The 19,583-nt window shown below is 44.4% G+C and carries 14 protein-coding genes; all 14 read left to right on the forward strand.

Going from position 1 to position 19,583, the window contains the following annotated elements:
• Positions 1–58: 58 nt before the first annotated feature.
• The 14 genes from EFK13_RS08410 to EFK13_RS08475 all read left to right on the forward strand — a co-directional run bounded on the left by EFK13_RS08410 (position 59) and on the right by EFK13_RS08475 (position 19,427).
• Positions 59–1,999 carry a stage V sporulation protein D gene (locus tag EFK13_RS08410; RefSeq protein ID WP_129505828.1) on the forward strand — a complete coding sequence of 647 codons (1,941 nt, stop codon included), beginning with the start codon at positions 59–61 and terminating at the stop codon, positions 1,997–1,999.
• Between the two features lie 177 nt (positions 2,000–2,176).
• Positions 2,177–3,661: a UDP-N-acetylmuramoyl-L-alanyl-D-glutamate--2,6-diaminopimelate ligase gene (locus EFK13_RS08415; RefSeq protein ID WP_129505780.1), complete on the forward strand. Its 1,485-nt coding sequence runs from the start codon at positions 2,177–2,179 to the stop codon at positions 3,659–3,661.
• A 111-nt stretch (positions 3,662–3,772) separates the two neighbouring features.
• Entirely contained in the window at positions 3,773–4,747 is a 975-nt protein-coding gene (gene mraY / locus EFK13_RS08420) for a phospho-N-acetylmuramoyl-pentapeptide-transferase (RefSeq protein WP_003238695.1), read from the forward strand.
• Positions 4,748–6,103, forward strand: a complete 1,356-nt coding sequence (gene murD, locus EFK13_RS08425; protein WP_129505779.1) for a UDP-N-acetylmuramoyl-L-alanine--D-glutamate ligase — start codon at positions 4,748–4,750, stop codon at positions 6,101–6,103.
• Positions 6,104–6,163: 60 nt separating this feature from the next.
• Positions 6,164–7,264: a stage V sporulation protein E gene (gene spoVE, locus EFK13_RS08430; RefSeq protein ID WP_064813696.1), complete on the forward strand. Its 1,101-nt coding sequence runs from the start codon at positions 6,164–6,166 to the stop codon at positions 7,262–7,264.
• Positions 7,265–7,384: 120 nt separating this feature from the next.
• A complete protein-coding gene (murG, locus tag EFK13_RS08435; RefSeq protein ID WP_129505778.1) occupies positions 7,385–8,476 on the forward strand; it encodes an undecaprenyldiphospho-muramoylpentapeptide beta-N-acetylglucosaminyltransferase in 1,092 nt (363 codons plus the stop codon).
• Between the two features lie 30 nt (positions 8,477–8,506).
• Positions 8,507–9,418, forward strand: a complete 912-nt coding sequence (murB, locus tag EFK13_RS08440; RefSeq protein WP_129505777.1) for a UDP-N-acetylmuramate dehydrogenase — start codon at positions 8,507–8,509, stop codon at positions 9,416–9,418.
• A gap of 128 nt (positions 9,419–9,546) precedes the next feature.
• Positions 9,547–10,338 carry a cell division protein DivIB gene (gene divIB / locus EFK13_RS08445; protein ID WP_129505776.1) on the forward strand — a complete coding sequence of 264 codons (792 nt, stop codon included), beginning with the start codon at positions 9,547–9,549 and terminating at the stop codon, positions 10,336–10,338.
• The gene (locus EFK13_RS08450; RefSeq protein WP_129505775.1) at positions 10,335–11,030 is read left to right on the forward strand and encodes a DUF881 domain-containing protein; all 696 of its coding nucleotides are present in this window, start codon (positions 10,335–10,337) and stop codon (positions 11,028–11,030) included. Before divIB ends, EFK13_RS08450 begins: the two co-directional genes overlap by 4 nt.
• A 22-nt stretch (positions 11,031–11,052) precedes the next feature.
• A complete protein-coding gene (locus EFK13_RS08455) occupies positions 11,053–11,760 on the forward strand; it encodes a DUF881 domain-containing protein (RefSeq protein WP_129505774.1) in 708 nt (235 codons plus the stop codon).
• A gap of 18 nt (positions 11,761–11,778) precedes the next feature.
• A complete protein-coding gene (locus EFK13_RS08460) occupies positions 11,779–12,144 on the forward strand; it encodes a small basic family protein (protein ID WP_003238683.1) in 366 nt (121 codons plus the stop codon).
• 174 nt (positions 12,145–12,318) lie between these two features.
• A complete protein-coding gene (gene ftsA, locus EFK13_RS08465) occupies positions 12,319–13,641 on the forward strand; it encodes a cell division protein FtsA (protein ID WP_075745993.1) in 1,323 nt (440 codons plus the stop codon).
• A gap of 35 nt (positions 13,642–13,676) precedes the next feature.
• A complete protein-coding gene (gene ftsZ, locus EFK13_RS08470) occupies positions 13,677–14,825 on the forward strand; it encodes a cell division protein FtsZ (RefSeq protein WP_003232167.1) in 1,149 nt (382 codons plus the stop codon).
• A 300-nt stretch (positions 14,826–15,125) separates the two neighbouring features.
• Entirely contained in the window at positions 15,126–19,427 is a 4,302-nt protein-coding gene (locus EFK13_RS08475) for a S8 family peptidase (protein WP_129505773.1), read from the forward strand.
• The last annotated feature ends 156 nt before the right edge of the window (positions 19,428–19,583 follow it).

A 19,583-nucleotide genomic window follows, 5' to 3' on the forward strand; every position in this document is an offset into this window, starting at 1 on the left:
TACCTGTCCAATGACAGGCATAAAATGAAACAAGCCTAAATAAGGAGTGAACGGTCTCTTGCGCGTCTCGAATGTAACGGTTAGAAAACGTTTATTATTTGTTTTGCTTTTTGGCGTGATCGTGTTTCTGATCATTGATACAAGGCTGGGGTATGTTCAGTTTGTGATGGGCGAAAAACTGACTTCGCTGGCGAAAGATTCATGGAGCCGGAATTTGCCGTTTGAGCCGGAGAGAGGCGAAATTCTGGATCGGAACGGTGTGAAGCTCGCAACAAACAAAAGCGCGCCGACCGTATTCGTCGTGCCGCGCCAAGTTCAGAATCCGATGAAAACGAGCAAGCAGCTTGCGGCGGTTTTAAACATGTCAGAAGAAAAAGTATATAAGCATGTGACAAAAAAAGCGTCAATCGAAAAGATAACGCCAGAAGGAAGAAAAATTTCCAATGAGAAGGCGAAGGAAATCAAAGCGCTTGATTTAAAAGGTGTGTATGTTGCGGAGGACAGTATCCGCCATTACCCGTTCGGCAGCTTTCTATCTCATGTGCTTGGATTTGCGGGAATTGACAATCAAGGGCTCCTTGGACTTGAAGCCTATTACGATGATGATTTAAAAGGAGAAAAGGGTTCTGTTAAGTTTTATACAGATGCCAAGGGGAAGAAAATGCCTGATGAAGCGGATGACTATACACCGCCTAAGGACGGGCTTGATATGAAGCTGACAGTGGATTCAAAGGTTCAGACGATAATGGAAAGAGAGCTTGATAACGCTGAAGCGAAATATCACCCGGACGGTATGATTGCCGTGGCTATGAATCCGAAAAACGGAGAAATATTAGGAATGTCCAGCAGGCCTGACTTTGATCCGGCTAATTACCAATCCGTCGATCCGTCCGTCTACAATCGGAATCTGCCGGTATGGAGCACGTATGAGCCTGGATCTACTTTTAAAATTATTACACTTGCAGCAGCTCTTGAAGAGCAAAAGGTAAATTTGAAACGTGATCAATTTTATGATAAAGGGCATGCGGAGGTGGATGGAGCAAGACTGCGGTGCTGGAAAAGAGGCGGACATGGGCTGCAGACGTATCTTGAAGTTGTACAGAACTCCTGCAACCCGGGGTTTGTGGAATTGGGCGAGCGGTTAGGGAAGGATAAGCTTTTCAAATATATCAAAGACTTCGGTTTCGGCCAAAAAACGGGAATTGATCTGCAAGGCGAGGGAACAGGAATCTTATTCCCGCTTGACAGAGTAGGCCCGGTCGAGCAAGCGACTACGGCTTTCGGGCAGGGGGTATCTGTCACGCCGATTCAGCAGGTTGCAGCCGTATCTGCCGCTGTAAACGGAGGGACGCTCTACACACCTTATATTGCAAAGGAATGGATCGACCCTGTAACAAAAAAAACAGTCAAAAAACAATCACCAATCGCAAAGAAACAAGTTATTTCTGAGGAAACATCCAAACAAATCCGCTATGCACTAGAAAGTGTTGTTGCGGAAGGCACCGGCCGCAATGCATTTGTAGAAGGATATCGTGTCGGAGGAAAAACAGGAACTGCACAAAAGGTTAAAGATGGAAAATACCTTGAGAACAACCATATTGTATCATTTATCGGTTTCGCGCCAGCTGATGATCCGAGTCTAGTCGTCTACGTTGCGGTGGATAACCCGAAAGGCACGATTCAGTTTGGCGGAACGGTTGCAGCGCCTATTGTCGGGAATATTATGAGAGACAGCCTGCCGGAGATTGGTGTGAAGCCCCGGAAAAATCAAATCGAGAAAAAATATCAATGGAACGACACAAAAACAATAGAAGTTCCGAATGTTGTAGGGATGTCTGTCTCAGATCTTGAGTCACTTTTGGTGAATCTCAATGTGGATGCTTCCGGGAAAGGAAGCAAAATCGTAAAACAATCGCCAGCTGCCGGAACGAAAGTAAAAGAGGGCTCAAAGATACGCGTTTATTTGACTGAAGAAGATGAAAAGGAGGCAGCCGATTGATTCGGGCTGCCTATTATTTTATTGGAGAGAAAAAATGCTGATATCTTTCAAGATTAGCTGGATGTATCCTTTTATTTACGCTAAAATATGAACTGTATGCTTAAAATCATTATTATATCATTTGACGTGACTTCAATGATAAAAAGAACGAATTAGAATGTTGAGAGGTTTGATACGATGAAACTTACAAAGCTGCTTACATACTTAACAACCGAACCTTCTGTAAACGATTCACAAGACCCTGAAATAACTTCAATTGAGATGGACTCCAGGGAAGTAAAGAAAGGGAGTCTTTTTGTATGTGTAAAAGGGTATACGGTGGATGGCCACGATTTTGCGCATAAAGCAGTCGAAAGCGGCGCAGCGGCTATTGTGGCAGAAAGAGAGCTTGATGTGGATGTGCCTGTTATTATTGTCCGCCAGTCGCTGCGTGCGCTCAGCGTTTTGTCTGATGCGTTTTACGGACAGCCGACAAAGAAGCTTCAGCTGATTGGGATAACAGGGACAAACGGCAAAACATCAACGACCCACATGGTCGATGAGATTCTGAAAAAAGCGGGAAAACGCACAGGCTTAATCGGCACAATGTACATGAAAATCGGCGAGGAAACACTTCCCGTTAAAAACACGACTCCTGAAAGCGTGACGCTGCAGAAAACGTTTAAGAAAATGAATGACAAGCAAGTAGACACTGCCATCATGGAAGTTTCTTCTCACGCTTTGTCTTTGGGACGTGTTCATGGCTGTGATTACGATATTGCCGTGTTTACGAATTTAACGCAGGACCATCTGGACTATCATAAAACGATGGATGAGTACCGACAGGCAAAAAGCCTGCTCTTTTCTCAGCTTGGCGGAGCTTTCAACCATGAACATCCAAAGCGTGCCGTACTGAACGCTGACGATGAGGCGAGCGCTTATTTTGAAAAGGTAACAGCAGCGCATATCTCTACATACGGAATTAAAAACAATGCTGACGTGATGGCGAAGAACATCACGATCACTGCGCAGGGCACAAGCTTTGATCTTGTGACAAACAAAGGCACTAAGCACATTACGATGTCGCTCGTCGGGCAATTTAACGTGTATAACGTGCTGGCAGCTGTTGCAACATGTATTGCAGCGGGCATACCGTTTGAAATCATCACTGAAGCTGTTGAAGAATTGCAAGGCGTAAGAGGCCGATTTGAACTGGTCAATCAGCAGCAGGAGTTTCCAGTCATTGTGGATTACGCGCATACGCCGGACAGCCTTGAAAATGTGCTGAAGACTTGCAGAGACATGACGGAAGGAAAGCTTTTTGTTGTTGTCGGCTGCGGGGGAGACAGAGATAAGACGAAACGCCCGAAAATGGCTAAAATCGCTGTGGAGCTGGCTGACGAACCGATTTTCACTTCAGATAACCCTAGAAGCGAAGATCCTCGCGCGATTTTAAAAGATATGGAAGCTGGAGTAGAGAACGCATACTATCACAGCATCGCAAACCGCGAGCAGGCGATCTTTTTCGCGATTGCCAATGCCAAAAAAGGCGACGTTGTCCTCATTGCCGGAAAAGGGCATGAAACCTATCAGCAGATCGGAAACAAAACTTTCGATTTTGATGATGCTGAAGTGGCGGCTAGAGCCATTGTCGAACTCAATAAGAATAAGACGAATTCATAGGAAAGAGATGTTATTGAATAATGGAGCTTGAAAAGATTTTTCATATGGAAAAAAATCATGAATATGATAACTACGTATGTCGTTTGAAAGAAACAGGAGGAGAAAAGGACAATGCTTGAGCAAGTCATTCTGTTTACAATTTTAATGGGGTTTTTAATTAGTGTTCTGCTCTCTCCGATTCTTATTCCGTTTTTAAGAAGATTAAAATTCGGCCAGAGTATTAGAGAAGAAGGACCGAAATCACATCAGAAAAAATCAGGGACGCCGACAATGGGCGGAGTCATGATCATACTTTCTATCATTGTGACAACAATTGTGATGACACAGAAGTTTTCAGAAATAAGCCCGGAAATGGTGCTGCTTCTGTTTGTTACGCTTGGCTACGGTTTGCTTGGCTTTTTAGATGATTACATCAAGGTCGTCATGAAGCGCAACCTTGGATTGACGTCAAAGCAAAAGCTGATCGGACAAATTATCATTGCGGTTGTATTTTATGCCGTGTATCATTACTACAATTTCGCGACAGATATTCGCGTGCCTGGAACTGATTTATCATTTGATCTTGGCTGGGCGTACTTTATCCTTGTGCTCTTTATGCTTGTCGGCGGATCGAATGCGGTTAACCTGACTGACGGTCTTGACGGTTTATTATCCGGTACGGCTGCGATTGCTTTTGGCGCCTTTGCCATCCTTGCATGGAATCAGTCTCAATATGACGTAGCGATTTTCTCAGTTGCCGTTGTCGGTGCGGTACTGGGCTTCCTCGTATTTAATGCCCATCCGGCTAAAGTCTTTATGGGAGATACGGGATCACTGGCATTGGGAGGAGCTATTGTTACCATTGCCATTTTAACGAAATTAGAGATCCTGCTGGTTATCATTGGCGGTGTATTCGTTATCGAGACATTATCCGTTATTCTGCAGGTTATCAGCTTTAAAACGACAGGTAAACGAATCTTTAAAATGAGTCCGCTTCATCACCATTATGAGCTTGTAGGCTGGTCTGAATGGAGAGTAGTCGTGACATTTTGGGCTGCGGGACTTTTGCTTGCCGTTTTAGGAATTTACATCGAGGTGTGGTTATAAGTGGAAAACGATCAATTTTTACAGAATCAGCATTTTTTAATCCTTGGACTCGCGAAAAGCGGGTATGCGGCGGCATCTATTCTCCACGAAAAAGGCATTTATGTTGCAGTCAACGACCAAAAGCCTTTTGAAGAAAACGAACCAGCGCAAAAGCTTTCTGAAAAAGGAATCGAGGTTGTTTGCGGAGAGCATCCGGTTTCTCTGTTTGATCAGCATGAAGTCACGATTCTGATCAAAAACCCGGGAATTCCTTATGAAAATGTTATGGTTCAGGAAGCGGAAAAAAGAGGCATCCCGGTTTGGACGGAAATTGAGCTTGCTTACTATCTGACTAACGCAAAGTTTATCGGGATTACCGGATCAAACGGAAAAACGACCACGACAACGCTGATTTATGAAATGCTCAAAGCCGACTCGCAAAAAGCATTGATTGCCGGCAACATCGGCACAGTCGCAAGTGAGGTTGCCTATCATGCTGATGGGGATGAATGGATCGTTACCGAACTGTCTTCGTTTCAGCTGATGGGAACACACGCTTTCAGACCGGAGATCAGCTTGGTGTTAAACATATTTGACGCGCATTTGGATTATCACCATACGCGAGAAAACTATGAAAAAGCGAAACAGAAAGTGTACCTTCATCAGACCGCTTCAGATCGAGCCATTGTCAACCAGGATGATGAAACCGTCGTGCGTCTGGCTGAAGCAGGAAAAGCCGAAATCGTCCCGTTTTCTGTCAGAAAAACACTTGAGCAGGGCGCTTATGTAAAAGACGGTGTGATTATGTTCAACGGCGAAGCCATTCTTCCTCTTGAAGAGGTTGTGCTGCCCGGCGCTCATAACCTGGAGAACATTTTAGCTGCCATTGCGGTTGTGAAAACAGCCGGAGCGTCCAACGAAGCAGTGAAAAAGGTGCTGACAAGCTTTACTGGCGTGAAGCACCGTCTCCAATATGTCACAACAGTGAAAGACCGCAAGTTTTATAATGACAGTAAAGCGACAAACATTTTGGCGACAAGCAAGGCGCTTTCCGCTTTTGACAAACCTGTCATTTTGCTTGCGGGCGGACTGGATCGCGGAAATGGTTTTGACGACTTAAAACCGTATATGAAGCATGTCAAAGCGGTGCTTACATTCGGCCAGACCGCTCCGAAACTTGAGAAGCTCGGCAATGAGCTGGGAATACAACATGTCAAACGTGTCGATAATGTTGAACAAGCAGTATCTGCGGCGTTTGCGCTCTCAAATGAAGGAGATGTCATCCTGCTGTCACCTGCGTGTGCGAGCTGGGATCAATTCAAAACATTTGAAGAACGCGGTGACATGTTTATAGATGCCGTGCATATGCTTAAGTAAGGGCTTGTCTTGAAGTGAATCGGCAGCCCTAATGACTTTAAGCTTGGGGTGTCGATTGCTTTGACTACTAAAAAAACATCGCCTGATTTGTTATTGGTCATCATTACGTTATTATTATTAACAATCGGATTAATTATGGTGTACAGTGCGAGTGCGGTATGGGCGGATTATAAATTTGACGACTCATTCTTTTTCGCGAAACGGCAGCTGCTGTTTGCGGGAATCGGCGTCATTGCCATGTTTTTTATCATGAATGTTGATTATTGGACTTGGAGGACATGGTCCAAATTGCTCTTGGTTATCTGCTTTTTCCTTCTTGTGCTTGTTTTGATACCAGGCGTCGGCATGGTGCGGAACGGTTCAAGAAGCTGGATCGGAGTCGGGGCATTCAGCATACAGCCTTCAGAGTTTATGAAGCTTGCGATGATCGCATTCCTTGCTAAATTTCTCTCTGAAAAACAAAAAAACATCACATCGTTCAGACGGGGATTCATCCCGGCACTTGGCATCGTGTTTTCAGCGTTTTTGATTATCATGTGCCAGCCTGACCTCGGAACGGGGACGGTAATGGTCGGAACCTGTATTGTCATGATTTTTGTAGCTGGAGCGCGAATCGCCCATTTCGTCTTTCTCGGGCTGATCGGCCTCAGTGGATTTGTCGGGCTCGTACTATCGGCTCCATATCGGATTAAGCGGATTACTTCTTACTTGAATCCGTGGGAAGACCCGCTCGGAAGCGGTTTTCAGATCATTCAATCGCTTTATGCAGTGGGGCCGGGCGGATTGTTCGGAATGGGGCTTGGACAAAGCAGACAGAAGTTCTTTTATCTGCCTGAGCCGCAAACAGACTTTATTTTCGCCATTTTGTCAGAGGAACTTGGCTTTATCGGGGGATCACTTATTTTGCTCCTTTTCAGCGTATTGCTGTGGAGAGGGATCAGAATTGCGCTCGGTGCGCCTGATTTGTACGGAAGCTTTGTCGCAGTCGGCATTATTTCAATGATTGCCATTCAAGTCATGATTAATATCGGTGTAGTCACGGGCCTGATTCCGGTAACAGGGATCACGCTCCCGTTTCTAAGCTATGGAGGCTCTTCATTGACCCTGATGCTGATGGCTGTCGGCGTGCTGCTGAACGTAAGCCGCTACTCGAGGTATTAATGAATGTAGTGCCAAAGCTCCTGTGAAACAGGAAGCTGAGAAACAATTGATGCGATAACCCTGTCCAACAAAACAGGGTTATCGCTATGTTATAGAGAAACTTAGACTGGGGGAAGAGGTATGCGAATTGCAATAAGCGGAGGCGGCACAGGAGGACACATTTATCCTGCGCTTGCTTTTATTAAAGAAGTGCAGCGCCGTCATCCTGATGTGGAATTTTTATATATCGGAACAGAAAACGGGCTGGAGAAAAAAATTGTTGAGCGGGAGAATATACCGTTCCGGTCAATTGAAATTACTGGATTTAAAAGAAAGCTGTCATTTGAAAACGTCAAGACTGTGATGCGTTTTCTGAAGGGCGTAAAAAAGAGCAAATCGTATTTAGCGGAATTTAAGCCTGATGCCGTGATTGGAACGGGCGGTTACGTATGCGGACCGGTTGTCTATGCCGCTGCGAAAATGGGAATTCCGACTATCGTCCATGAACAAAACAGCCTGCCGGGCATCACGAATAAGTTTCTTTCAAAATATGTTAATAAAGTAGCGATTTGTTTTGAAGAAGCAAAATCACATTTTCCTAGCGAGAAAGTTGTATTTACGGGAAACCCGAGAGCCTCTGAAGTCGTCTCAATAAAGACGGGCCGATCAATGGCTGAATTTGGGCTTTCTGAAGACAAAAAAACAGTCTTAATCTTCGGCGGAAGCAGGGGCGCAGCACCGATTAACCGCGCCGTCATTGAGATGCAGGATGCGCTGAAATCAAGAGACTACCAAGTGCTGTATATTACCGGTGAAGTTCACTATGAAAAAGTGATGAATGAGCTGAAAAGCAAGGGTGCCGCTGATAATATGGTCACAAAGCCGTTTCTTCATCAAATGCCGGAGTATTTAAAAGCCATTGATGTCATTGTGGCGAGAGCAGGTGCGACGACGATTGCCGAAATTACCGCTCTCGGAATCCCAAGTGTTCTGATCCCAAGCCCATATGTAACAGCGAATCACCAGGAGGTCAATGCGAGATCTCTCGGCCAGCATGATGCGGCGATTGTTCTGAAAGAAACAGAGCTCAGCGGGGAAAAGCTGATAGATGCGCTTGACCGGATTGTACTGAATGAGCAAACGTTAAAGGAAATGAGCGAACGGACAAAGTCACTCGGTGTTCCTGACGCGGCTGCCCGTTTATACAGCGTACTCGAAGAATTGAAAAAATAATAGAAAGCAAATGGAATGCGGAGGTTTACGATGGAGAAAGTGATACAGGAATTAAAAGAACGCGAAGTCGGCAAGGTTCTTGCAAACGAACCGCTCGCGAATCATACAACAATGAAAATCGGCGGACCTGCGGATGTATTGGTCATTCCAAGCAGTGTAGATGCTGTCAAAGATATCATGGACGTTATTAAAAAATATGATGCGAAGTGGACAGTCATCGGCCGCGGATCAAACCTTCTTGTTTTAGATGAGGGAATCAGAGGCGTAGTGATTAAGCTTGGCGCAGGCCTTGACCATTTGGAGCTTGACGGGGAACAAGTGACGGTCGGAGGCGGTTATTCAGTGGTTCGTCTTGCTACATCATTGAGCAAAAAAGGCCTCTCTGGCTTGGAATTTGCTGCGGGTATTCCGGGATCAGTCGGCGGCGCGGTTTATATGAATGCCGGCGCTCACGGCTCTGATATGAGCGAAATCCTCGTCAAGGCACATATTTTATTTGAAGACGGCACGATTGAGTGGCTGACAAATGAGCAGATGGATTTCAGCTACAGAACATCTGTATTGCAAAAGAAACGCCCGGGTGTTTGCCTTGAAGCTGTTCTGCAGCTGGAGCAGAAGGATAAGGAATCAATCGTTCAGCAAATGCAAAGCAACAAAGACTACAGAAAAAATACACAGCCGTATTCAAGCCCTTGTGCAGGAAGCATATTCAGAAATCCGCTTCCGAATCATGCCGGAAACCTTGTAGAAAAAGCAGGCTTGAAAGGATATCAAATAGGCGGTGCAAAGATATCGGAGATGCACGGAAACTTTATCGTCAATGCGGGCGGCGCATCAGCGAAAGATGTACTTGATCTCATTGATCATGTGAAAAAGACAATCCGTGAAAAATACGAGATTGATATGCACACAGAGGTTGAAATCATCGGCGAAAATCGCTGATTCAAGTTCTGACTGAAGCTGTTCATATGATATACTGTAAGCAAACGACAAACGGCATCATAGTATGCCGTTTGTTTTGGAATAGACAGACTTTAACAGCTGTTTCATTTGAATGAGGTGAACAGGCAATGAACCCGGGTCATGACCGAGAAAAAATCGTAAACATTGAAGAACGGATTCCTAAAATTAAAGAGCAGCGGAAACAGAAGGCAAACCGCCGTCTCATTTCATTTATTATGCTCTTCTTTATAATGGTGCTGATCATCGTGTACCTGCAGACGCCAATCAGTAAAGTATCGACAGTCTCTGTTACGGGGAATGAGAATGTATCCAAAAAGGAAATTATCGACCTTTCCGATATTAACAGCGGAGATACTGAGTTTTGGAGTTTGGACAAGAAAAAAACAGAAAAGAAGATTCAGCAAAATAAATTAGTGAAAAAAGCAGAGATCAGCAAATCGCTTCCTAATAAAATCAACATTGCGATCGAAGAATATAAAGCGATTGCTTATTTAGAAAAAGACGAAGTGTACTATGAAGTGCTTGAAAACGGTTCAGTTCTGCCAAATGAAGTAACGCCGGATGACGCCGGACCGATTTTGGTCAATTGGACAAACGCGAAAAAACGGTCTCAAATGGCCAAGCAGCTCGATGCCTTGTCAAATTCGTTAAAACAATCGATTTCAGAAATTTATTATACGCCTGTAAAAATGGACGAAAACCGCATTAAATTGTATATGAACGACGGTTATGTCGTAACTGCGTCCATTAAAACCTTTGCAGACCGAATGAAAACGTATCCTTCTATCATTTCGCAGCTTAGCAGCAACAAGAAAGGAATCATTCATTTAGAAGTCGCCACCTATTTTGAAGAGTTTGGAAAAAACGAGAAAGCTGCTAAAAAGGAAGATGAAAATTGAGGGGCAAATCAGCAGTCCTTCTTTCTTTGATTATGCTTGTCGCAGGCTTTTTAATTTCATTTTCTTTTCAAATGACAAAAGAAAACAACAAAAGCGCGGCTGAGACGGAAGAGTGGAAAAAAGAATATGCGCTGAGAGATGAACTGCTCAAGCAGGAGAAAGAAAATAAGAATCTTGAAAAAGAATTGTATCAAAAGCAAAACAAAGTCCGTCAAGCGGAAAATAAGCTAAAGAAAGAAAAGACGGAATACTATAACGTCCTCGAAGATACAGAAAAATACAGAATGTATATTGGGGAAGTCGGTGTACAGGGAGAGGGCGTTGAGGTGACCTTGGAAGATGCGTCGTACATACCGGAAGGGGAGAATGTGAACAGTTACATCGTTCACGAAAGCCATATCTTTCAAGTGGTAAACGAACTGTATATCTCGGGTGCGGCGGCTGTCGCCGTGAATGGCCAGCGTCTGACACATGACTCCTATATCAAGTGCAACGGCCCTGTTGTAACGGTAGACGGGGTGCAGCATCCGGCTCCGTTTACGATATCCGCGATTGGAGATCCCGATGTCCTGCTGCCTTCGTTAAATATTGCAGGAGGCCTGATCGATCAGCTGTCAATGGATCATATTTCTGTTACCGCAGAAAAAGAGAAAAACGTACAAATGAAACCGATTCTGAAAACGAAGGAATGACTGAAAAAGCGGGTGAAACAGATTGAAAATAAAGCGTTCCTTCATAAGCATCAGTGTGCTTATGGTCATCTTCGGCCTTATGATAGCTGTTCAGTTTAACTCGTTACAGCACCCTCAAGTCCGAGACACAAGAGATATGTGGGATATAAGGGAAGAGCTGACTACAGAACAGAAGAAACAGGAAAAACTGCTGGCTGAAATAAACAAATATGATAAATTGCTGAATAGCTATTCACAAACGAAAGAAATGACAAAAGAAACCGCGCTCAATAATACCTTGCAAACCTTAAAAAAAACAGCCGGCATGACCGATATAACAGGTAGCGGAATTGTCATCACGATTTCCCCGCTTTTTTCTGAAAGCTTAACAGGAGAGCCGATCGAAAATCCGCCTCCAGATTTGCTGAAGAAGCTGATCAATGAACTCAACTCCTTCGGTGCAGAACATATCTCGATTAATGAGCGAAGAGTTGTGAACCATACAGTCATTAGGGATATTAACGGCACAACAAAAATAGACGGATACGGCCTTGACGATTATCCTTTAACAGTAAAAGTGCTTGCCGAAGATTTGGACATGCTGTACAGCAGAGTAAAGGGGTCAGGCCTTGAAGATCTCTTTGCATCTGAAAATTTAGCATTAAAAGCCGGTAAATCTGAAAGCAAATTGACATTAAAAGCATATGACAGACCACTGGACGTACAACAGCTGAAGCCGCTTAAAGACTAAAAAAGGAGGAGAGTTGTCATGTGGCTGCCCGTGCTGGGATTAGTGCTCGGAATTGCGATTGGACTGATGACAAACTTAACGATACCGAGTGAATACTCAAACTATTTATCGCTTGCCGTGCTTGCCGCACTTGATACATTAATCGGCGGAATCAGGGCGCATTTACAAGGTACATATGATGAAATGGTATTTGTTTCCGGTTTCTTTTTTAATATTATATTGGCAATAAGTTTAGCTTTTCTGGGAGTCCATCTTGGTGTAGACTTGTATTTAGCAGGTATATTCGCATTTGGAGTCAGATTATTTCAGAATATAGCCGTTATCAGAAGAAATCTACTAACAAAGTGGACTCTTTCTAAAAAAAATAAAAAAAATGTGATATAAAAGAGGATATACATAGGATATAACGAATATTTTCAATAAACATAAAATGTGAAGAGCACATAAGGAATATTCCGTTGTTATTTTTTGTTACACACTTGTAAAGCCACATTCATTGTATTGTTGTTCCGCAAATAATAGAATAGAAATGATTGAAATGTGAGGAGGTGCCATAGAATGAACAACAATGAACTTTACGTCAGTCTTGACATCGGTACGTCCAATACAAAAGTGATCGTCGGAGAAATGACAGATGATTCCCTTAATATTATCGGTGTGGGAAATGTACCGTCTGAAGGGTTAAAAAAAGGCTCAATCGTTGATATAGATGAGACTGTTCATTCTATAAGAAAAGCGTTTGACCAAGCTGAAAGAATGGTAGGTTTTCCGCTTAGAAAAGCGATTGTCGGCGTTAATGGAAATTATATCAATATTCAAGATACAAACGGTGTTGTAGCAGTTTCCAGTGAAAATAAAGAAATTCAGGTTGAAGATGTGCGCCGTGTCATGGAGGCGGCACAGGTTGTTTCAGTACCGCACGAACAGCTGATTGTCGACGTCATTCCTAAACAGTTTATCGTAGATGGAAGAGATGAAATCACCGACCCCAAAAAAATGCTGGGTGTGCGTTTAGAAGTAGAGGGCACCTTGATCACCGGTTCAAAAACAATCTTACATAACTTGCTCCGCTGTGTTGAAAGAGCCGGTATTGAAATAACTGATATTTGTCTTCAGCCGCTGGCAGCCGGTTCTGCTGCATTATCAAAGGACGAGAAAAACCTTGGTGTGGCTCTCATTGATATAGGGGGAGGGTCAACAACCATTGCCGTATTCCAGAACGGACATCTCACTTCTACCCGTGTCATTCCTCTCGGAGGCGAAAATATCACCAAAGATATCTCCATCGGATTGAGAACGTCAACAGAAGAAGCAGAACGCGTGAAAAAGCAATTTGGACATGCCTACTATGACGAAGCCTCGGAAGATGAAGTATTTGAGGTAACCGTTATAGGCACCAATCAAAAACAAACATTTACACAGCAGGAAGCAGCGAATATCATTGAAGCAAGAGTAGAAGAAATTCTTGAAATTGTTTCAGAAGAGCTTCGCAGTATGGGCATTACCGATCTGCCGGGAGGCTTCGTGCTGACAGGGGGACAAGCAGCAATGCCGGGTGTCATGTCATTGGCACAGGATGTGCTGCAAAACAATGTCAGAGTGGCAAGCCCGAATTATATCGGTGTAAGAGATCCTCAATATATGACGGGAGTGGGCCTGATCCAATTCGCCTGCCGAAATGCAAGAATCCAAGGCAGAAAAATAGGCTTCAAGATGCCTGAAGAAGCGGTACAGGAAATCGCAGTCTCATCATCAGAGGAACAAGAGCAGCATCATCACCAAAATGAGGTGCAGCAGCGGCCAAAAGGAAAACAAAAAACACAAGCCGAACATAATAAACAGAGCAAAATGAAAAAACTATTAAGCATGTTTTGGGAATAGATAGATAGTCATTCGGCAGATTAGGAGGATTTAGCATGTTGGAGTTCGAAACAAACATAGACGGCTTAGCATCAATTAAAGTAATCGGAGTAGGAGGCGGTGGTAACAACGCCGTTAACCGAATGATTGAAAATGAAGTGCAAGGAGTAGAGTACATCGCGGTAAACACGGACGCTCAAGCTCTTAACCTGTCAAAAGCAGAAGTGAAAATGCAAATCGGCGCAAAGCTGACTAGAGGATTGGGAGCAGGTGCGAATCCGGAAGTCGGAAAAAAAGCCGCTGAAGAAAGCAAAGAACAGATTGAAGAAGCGTTAAAAGGCGCTGACATGGTATTCGTGACAGCTGGTATGGGCGGCGGAACAGGAACAGGTGCCGCACCGGTTATCGCACAAATTGCGAAAGACTTAGGCGCATTAACAGTCGGAGTCGTCACAAGACCGTTTACATTTGAAGGACGCAAAAGACAGCTTCAGGCTGCAGGCGGAATCTCAGCAATGAAAGAAGCGGTGGATACACTGATCGTGATCCCGAACGACCGAATCCTCGAAATTGTTGATAAAAACACGCCGATGCTTGAAGCATTCCGTGAAGCGGATAACGTACTCCGCCAAGGGGTTCAAGGTATTTCAGACTTGATTGCTACACCTGGTCTTATCAACCTTGACTTTGCTGATGTGAAAACAATCATGTCAAACAAAGGATCTGCTTTGATGGGTATCGGTATAGCGACTGGAGAAAACCGCGCGGCAGAGGCAGCGAAAAAAGCGATCTCCAGCCCGCTTCTTGAAGCGGCCATTGACGGTGCGCAAGGTGTCCTCATGAACATCACTGGGGGAACAAACCTCAGCTTATATGAAGTTCAGGAAGCAGCAGATATTGTCGCTTCTGCGTCTGACCAAGACGTAAACATGATTTTCGGTTCTGTTATTAATGAGAATCTAAAAGACGAGATTGTGGTGACAGTGATTGCTACTGGTTTTATCGAACAAGAGAAAGACGTGACGAAACCTCAGCGTCCAAGCTTAAACCAAAGCATCAAAACACATAATCAAAGTGTTCCAAAGCGTGAGCCGAAACGTGAGGAGCCTCAGCAACAAAATACAGTAAGCCGTCATACTTCACAGCCGGCTGATGATACACTTGACATCCCGACATTCTTAAGAAACCGTAATAAACGCGGCTAATGTAAAGGACAAAATCGTTTTCGATTTTGTCCTTTTTGTTTGTCTCCAAAACTTTTCTTCTTGTAAAGTCTTTTTCCCTATGTCTTCCTTCACATAGGAACGAATCAGACTATTAGACCCATTGTTATTCTGTGACGATTTTATCATTTTCATATATATGGAAATCAAATGACATAAAACGACAATATCTGTAATGCAGATTGTCTACAGTTAACGTACAGCGATGTTCTGACAAACCATTCTTTTTTAAAAGGAGGGACGACATTTTCTTACAAAGCATGTTGAAAAAGGGGGATAAAAATGAGGAAAAAAACGAAAAACAGACTCATTAGCTCTGTTTTAAGTACGGTTGTCATCGGTTCACTGCTGTTTCCGGGTGCAGCCGGGGCAAGCAGCAAAGGTGCCTCAACTTCTGTTAAACAGGAGCTTCAATCTGCTGAATCCATTCAGAACAAGATCTCGAGTTCATTAAAGAAAAGCTTTAAAAAGAATGAAAAAACGACCTTTCTGATTAAATTTAAAGATCAAGCTGACACAGAAAAAGCGGCAAACGCGGCTGTTAAAAAAGCGAAATCGAAGAAGCTGACTGCCGCTAAGACGGAATATCAAAAGCGTTCTGCCGTTGTGTCATCTTTAAAAGTCACAGCCGATGAATCCCAGAGAGACGTCTTAACATACTTGAACAGTCAGAAAAATAAGGGAAATGCAGACAAAATTCACTCTTATTATGTGGTGAATGGGATCGCTGTCCATGCCTCAAAAGAAGTGATGGAAAAAGTGGCGCAGTTCCCCGAAGTGGAAAAGGTGCTTCCAAATGAGAAGCGGCAGCTGTTTACATCATCCTCTCCATTTAATATGAAAAAAGCGCAAACAGCTGTCAAAGCAACTGACGGAGTGGAATGGAATGTAGACCAAATCGATGCCCCAAAAGCTTGGGCACTTGGATATGACGGAACTGGCACTGTTGTTGCGTCTATTGATACCGGGGTGGAATGGAACCATCCGGCATTAAAAGAGAAGTATCGCGGATATAATCCAGAAAATCCTGATGAGCCTGATCATGAAATGAACTGGTATGATGCCGTAGCAGGCGAAGCAAGCCCATACGATGATCTGGCTCATGGAACCCACGTGACAGGTACGATGGTGGGATCTGAACCCGATGGTACAAATCAAATCGGTGTAGCGCCTGGCGCAAAATGGATTGCGGTTAAAGCGTTCTCCGAAGATGGCGGCACTGATGCCGACATTTTGGAGGCGGGTGAATGGGTTTTAGCTCCAAAGGACGCAGAGGGCAAGCCTCATCCGGAAATGGCTCCTGATGTTGTCAATAACTCATGGGGCGGAGGCTCAGGACTTGATGAATGGTACAGAGACATGGTCAATGCCTGGCGTGCAGCCGATATTTTCCCTGAGTTTTCAGCGGGGAATACGGATCTCTTTATTCCGGGCGGCCCTGGATCTATCGCAAACCCGGCAAACTATCCGGAGTCGTTTGCAACTGGTGCGACTGATATTAACAAAAAGCTAGCAGACTTTTCTCTTCAAGGGCCCTCTCCATATGATGAAATAAAACCAGAAATTTCTGCACCGGGCGTCAATATCCGGTCTTCCGTTCCGGGCCAGACATATGAGGACGGCTGGAACGGCACATCAATGGCAGGACCGCATGTGTCAGCTGTTGCCGCATTGCTGAAACAAGCGGATGCCTCACTTTCTGTCGATGAGATGGAGGATATATTAACCAGCACGGCTGAACCGCTGACGGATTCAACATTTCCTGATTCGCCGAATAACGGATACGGCCATGGTTTGGTGAATGCTTTTGATGCTGTATCAGCTGTTACAGATGGATTAGGAAAAGCAGAAGGACAAGTTTCTGTAGAGGGAGATGATCAAGAGCCCCCTGTCTATCAGCATGAGAAAGTAACAGAAGCCTACGAAGGCGCGAACCTGCCGTTGACTTTGACAGCTGAAGACAATGTAAGTGTGACATCTGTAAAACTATCCTATAAGCTGGATCAAGGTGAGTGGACAGACGTAACAGCTAAGCGAATCAGCGGTGATCACCTGAAAGGAACGTATCAGGCGGAGATCCCAAACATAAAAGGAGCTGCACTAAGCTATAAGTGGGTGATTCAAGATTTTGGCGGCCATGTTGTTGAGTCTGACACATACGATGTAACAGTGAAACCAAGCATTACGTTGGGATATAAGCAGGACTTTGAATCTGCACCCGGCGGCTGGATCGCGAGCGGAACAAATAATAACTGGGAATGGGGAGTCCCGTCGTCAGGCCCAAATAAAGCAGCATCAGGAGAAAAAGTGTACGGAACAAATCTGGCGGGAAACTATGCAAACTCAGCCAACATGAATCTCGTGATGCCACCTGTTAAAGTGCCGGATTCAGGAAACCTGTTCCTTCAATTTAAAAGCTGGCACAATTTAGAGGATGATTTTGACTACGGCTACGTTTTTGTTCTCCCGGAAGGTGAAAAGAATTGGGAGCAGGCTGGTGTCTATAACGGAAAGATATCAAGCTGGACGGACGAAGAAATTGATTTATCCGCTTATAAAGGTCAAAACATTCAAGTAATGTTTAACCTTCAATCTGATGAAAGCATTGCAAAAGAGGGCTGGTATATTGATGATGTAGTGCTTTCTGACAAAGCGGCTGGAAAAACAGCCAAAAAGAATAAGCTGGGTGTCGAAAAGCCGTCTGGAAAGCAAAAGAAAAAGCCAGTGAACCCGAAAAAGGCTAAGCCATCTGCAAACACAGCGGTAAAACAGCAGAGTAAAGCTGTACAGCCTCAAGTTTTACCGATCAGAGCACAAGTCAGTGTGGTGGAAACAGGAAAATCAACATATTCAGATCAATCCACAGGGCATTACACGCTGACGCACAAAGCGGGAGATTATACGCTTATGGCCGAAGCGTACGGCTATCAATCAAAAACACAAAAAGTTTCTCTGCAGGCAGATCAGACGACACAAGCTAATTTTACGTTAGAAGAAATGAAGAAGGGCACATTAAAAGGCACGGTCATCAATAAAACGACAGGTGAGCCGGTAAAAGGCGCCTCCGTTTATGTTGTAGAGGATGCTGCGGTTGAACCTGCTACGACAAACGATAAAGGCGAATATACGCTTGAAGCCTATGAAGGCGCTTATACGATTAAAGTCGCTGCACCGGGTTATTACAGCGATGAATTTTCCGTTGATTTAAAAGGCGATGTGACAAAAGAAACTGTACTGAAGCCTTTCGTCGGTTATCCGGGTGAGATTGCATATGATGACGGAACGGCGGAGAATGCCAATTCCTATATTGCGGCAGGGAATGGATGGGCGGTCAAAATGACGCTGGCTGACGGCAAGGACAAGGGCATGCTTACGGGTGGACTGTTCAGATTCTGGGATACAGAGTTCCCTGATCCTGGCGGCACAGAATTTAAGGTTGAGGTATACGATGCAACAGGAGAAGACGGAGCACCGGGCAAGAAAATTGCCGGGCCATTTAACGCTGAAGCCCTTCGCAATGGCGAATGGACCAAGGTAGACCTCAGTTCGAAAGGGATTATGGTCGATAAAGACTTTTATCTCGTGTATATTCAATCAAAACCTGATCCATATTCACCTGGACTGGCAATGGATGAAACCGGCAAGAATTCTGACCGCAACTGGCAGTATATAGACGGTCAATGGCTGCCAGGCGACGAAGCAGACGGCAACTATATGATTCGCGCATTAGTTGATTATGAAGCTGCTGTACCTGAAATCACTTCGCCGGCAGACAAATCGTACACAAATAAGGAGAACGTCACCGTAAAAGGAAAAGCTTCTCCGGGTACAACGGTACACATTTATAATGGAGAGAAAGAAGCAGGGCAAACGAAAGCTGCTGCGGATGGCACGTTCCAGGCAGGCATCTCACTCAGCGAGGGTGAAAATGAGCTGACGGCCGCTGCATCAACAGACAACGGAACTACGGATGCCTCCAGCCCGGTCACAGTCACGCTTGATCAAGACAAGCCTGAATTGACGCTGGATAATCCAAAAAATGGCGAGAAAACAAATAAAGAAGCGCTGACTGTCAAAGGGTCTGTATCCGATGACAATCTGAAAGAAGTCAAAGTGAATGGCAAAAAAGCAACGGTGACAGATGGTTCATACTCAGCCCGTATTCTCTTAGAGAACGGAAGCAATGAAGTCAAGGTGACTGCCTCTGACTTAGCTGGCAACAAAACGACGAAAAAGGCTGTCATTGATGTCAACTTTGACCAGCCTGTCATTTCCGGCTTGATCCCTGGAGAGGACAAAACCTTAAAAGCCGGTGAATCTGTGAAAATCGCTTTCTCAAGCGCTGAAGATTTGGATGCAACATTTGTCATTCGCCTGCCGCTGACAAATGCAAGAGCGAGTGTGCAAAATGCCACCGAGCTCCCGCTTAGAGAAATTTCTCCAGGGAGATATGAAGGCTATTGGACAGCCACTTCTTCTATTAAAGCAAACGGAGCAAAAGTAGAAGTGATTGCACGGAATGATTATGGAAATGAAACAAGAAAAACAGCGAATGGAAAACTTTATATCAATACTGAAAATTAAGTGGGAAAAAGCTGCCTGTATAGGCAGCTTTTTTTATATATCAGCTCATTTATTTCCTCGACAAATTAAGCAGATATCCCTTAAAAATTGTATTCTCCCCTCAACATTAATTGACAGACTTTCCCACAGAGCTTGCTTTATACTTATGAAACAAGA

Source organism: Bacillus cabrialesii (assembly GCF_004124315.2).
GTDB lineage: Bacteria > Bacillota > Bacilli > Bacillales > Bacillaceae > Bacillus > Bacillus cabrialesii.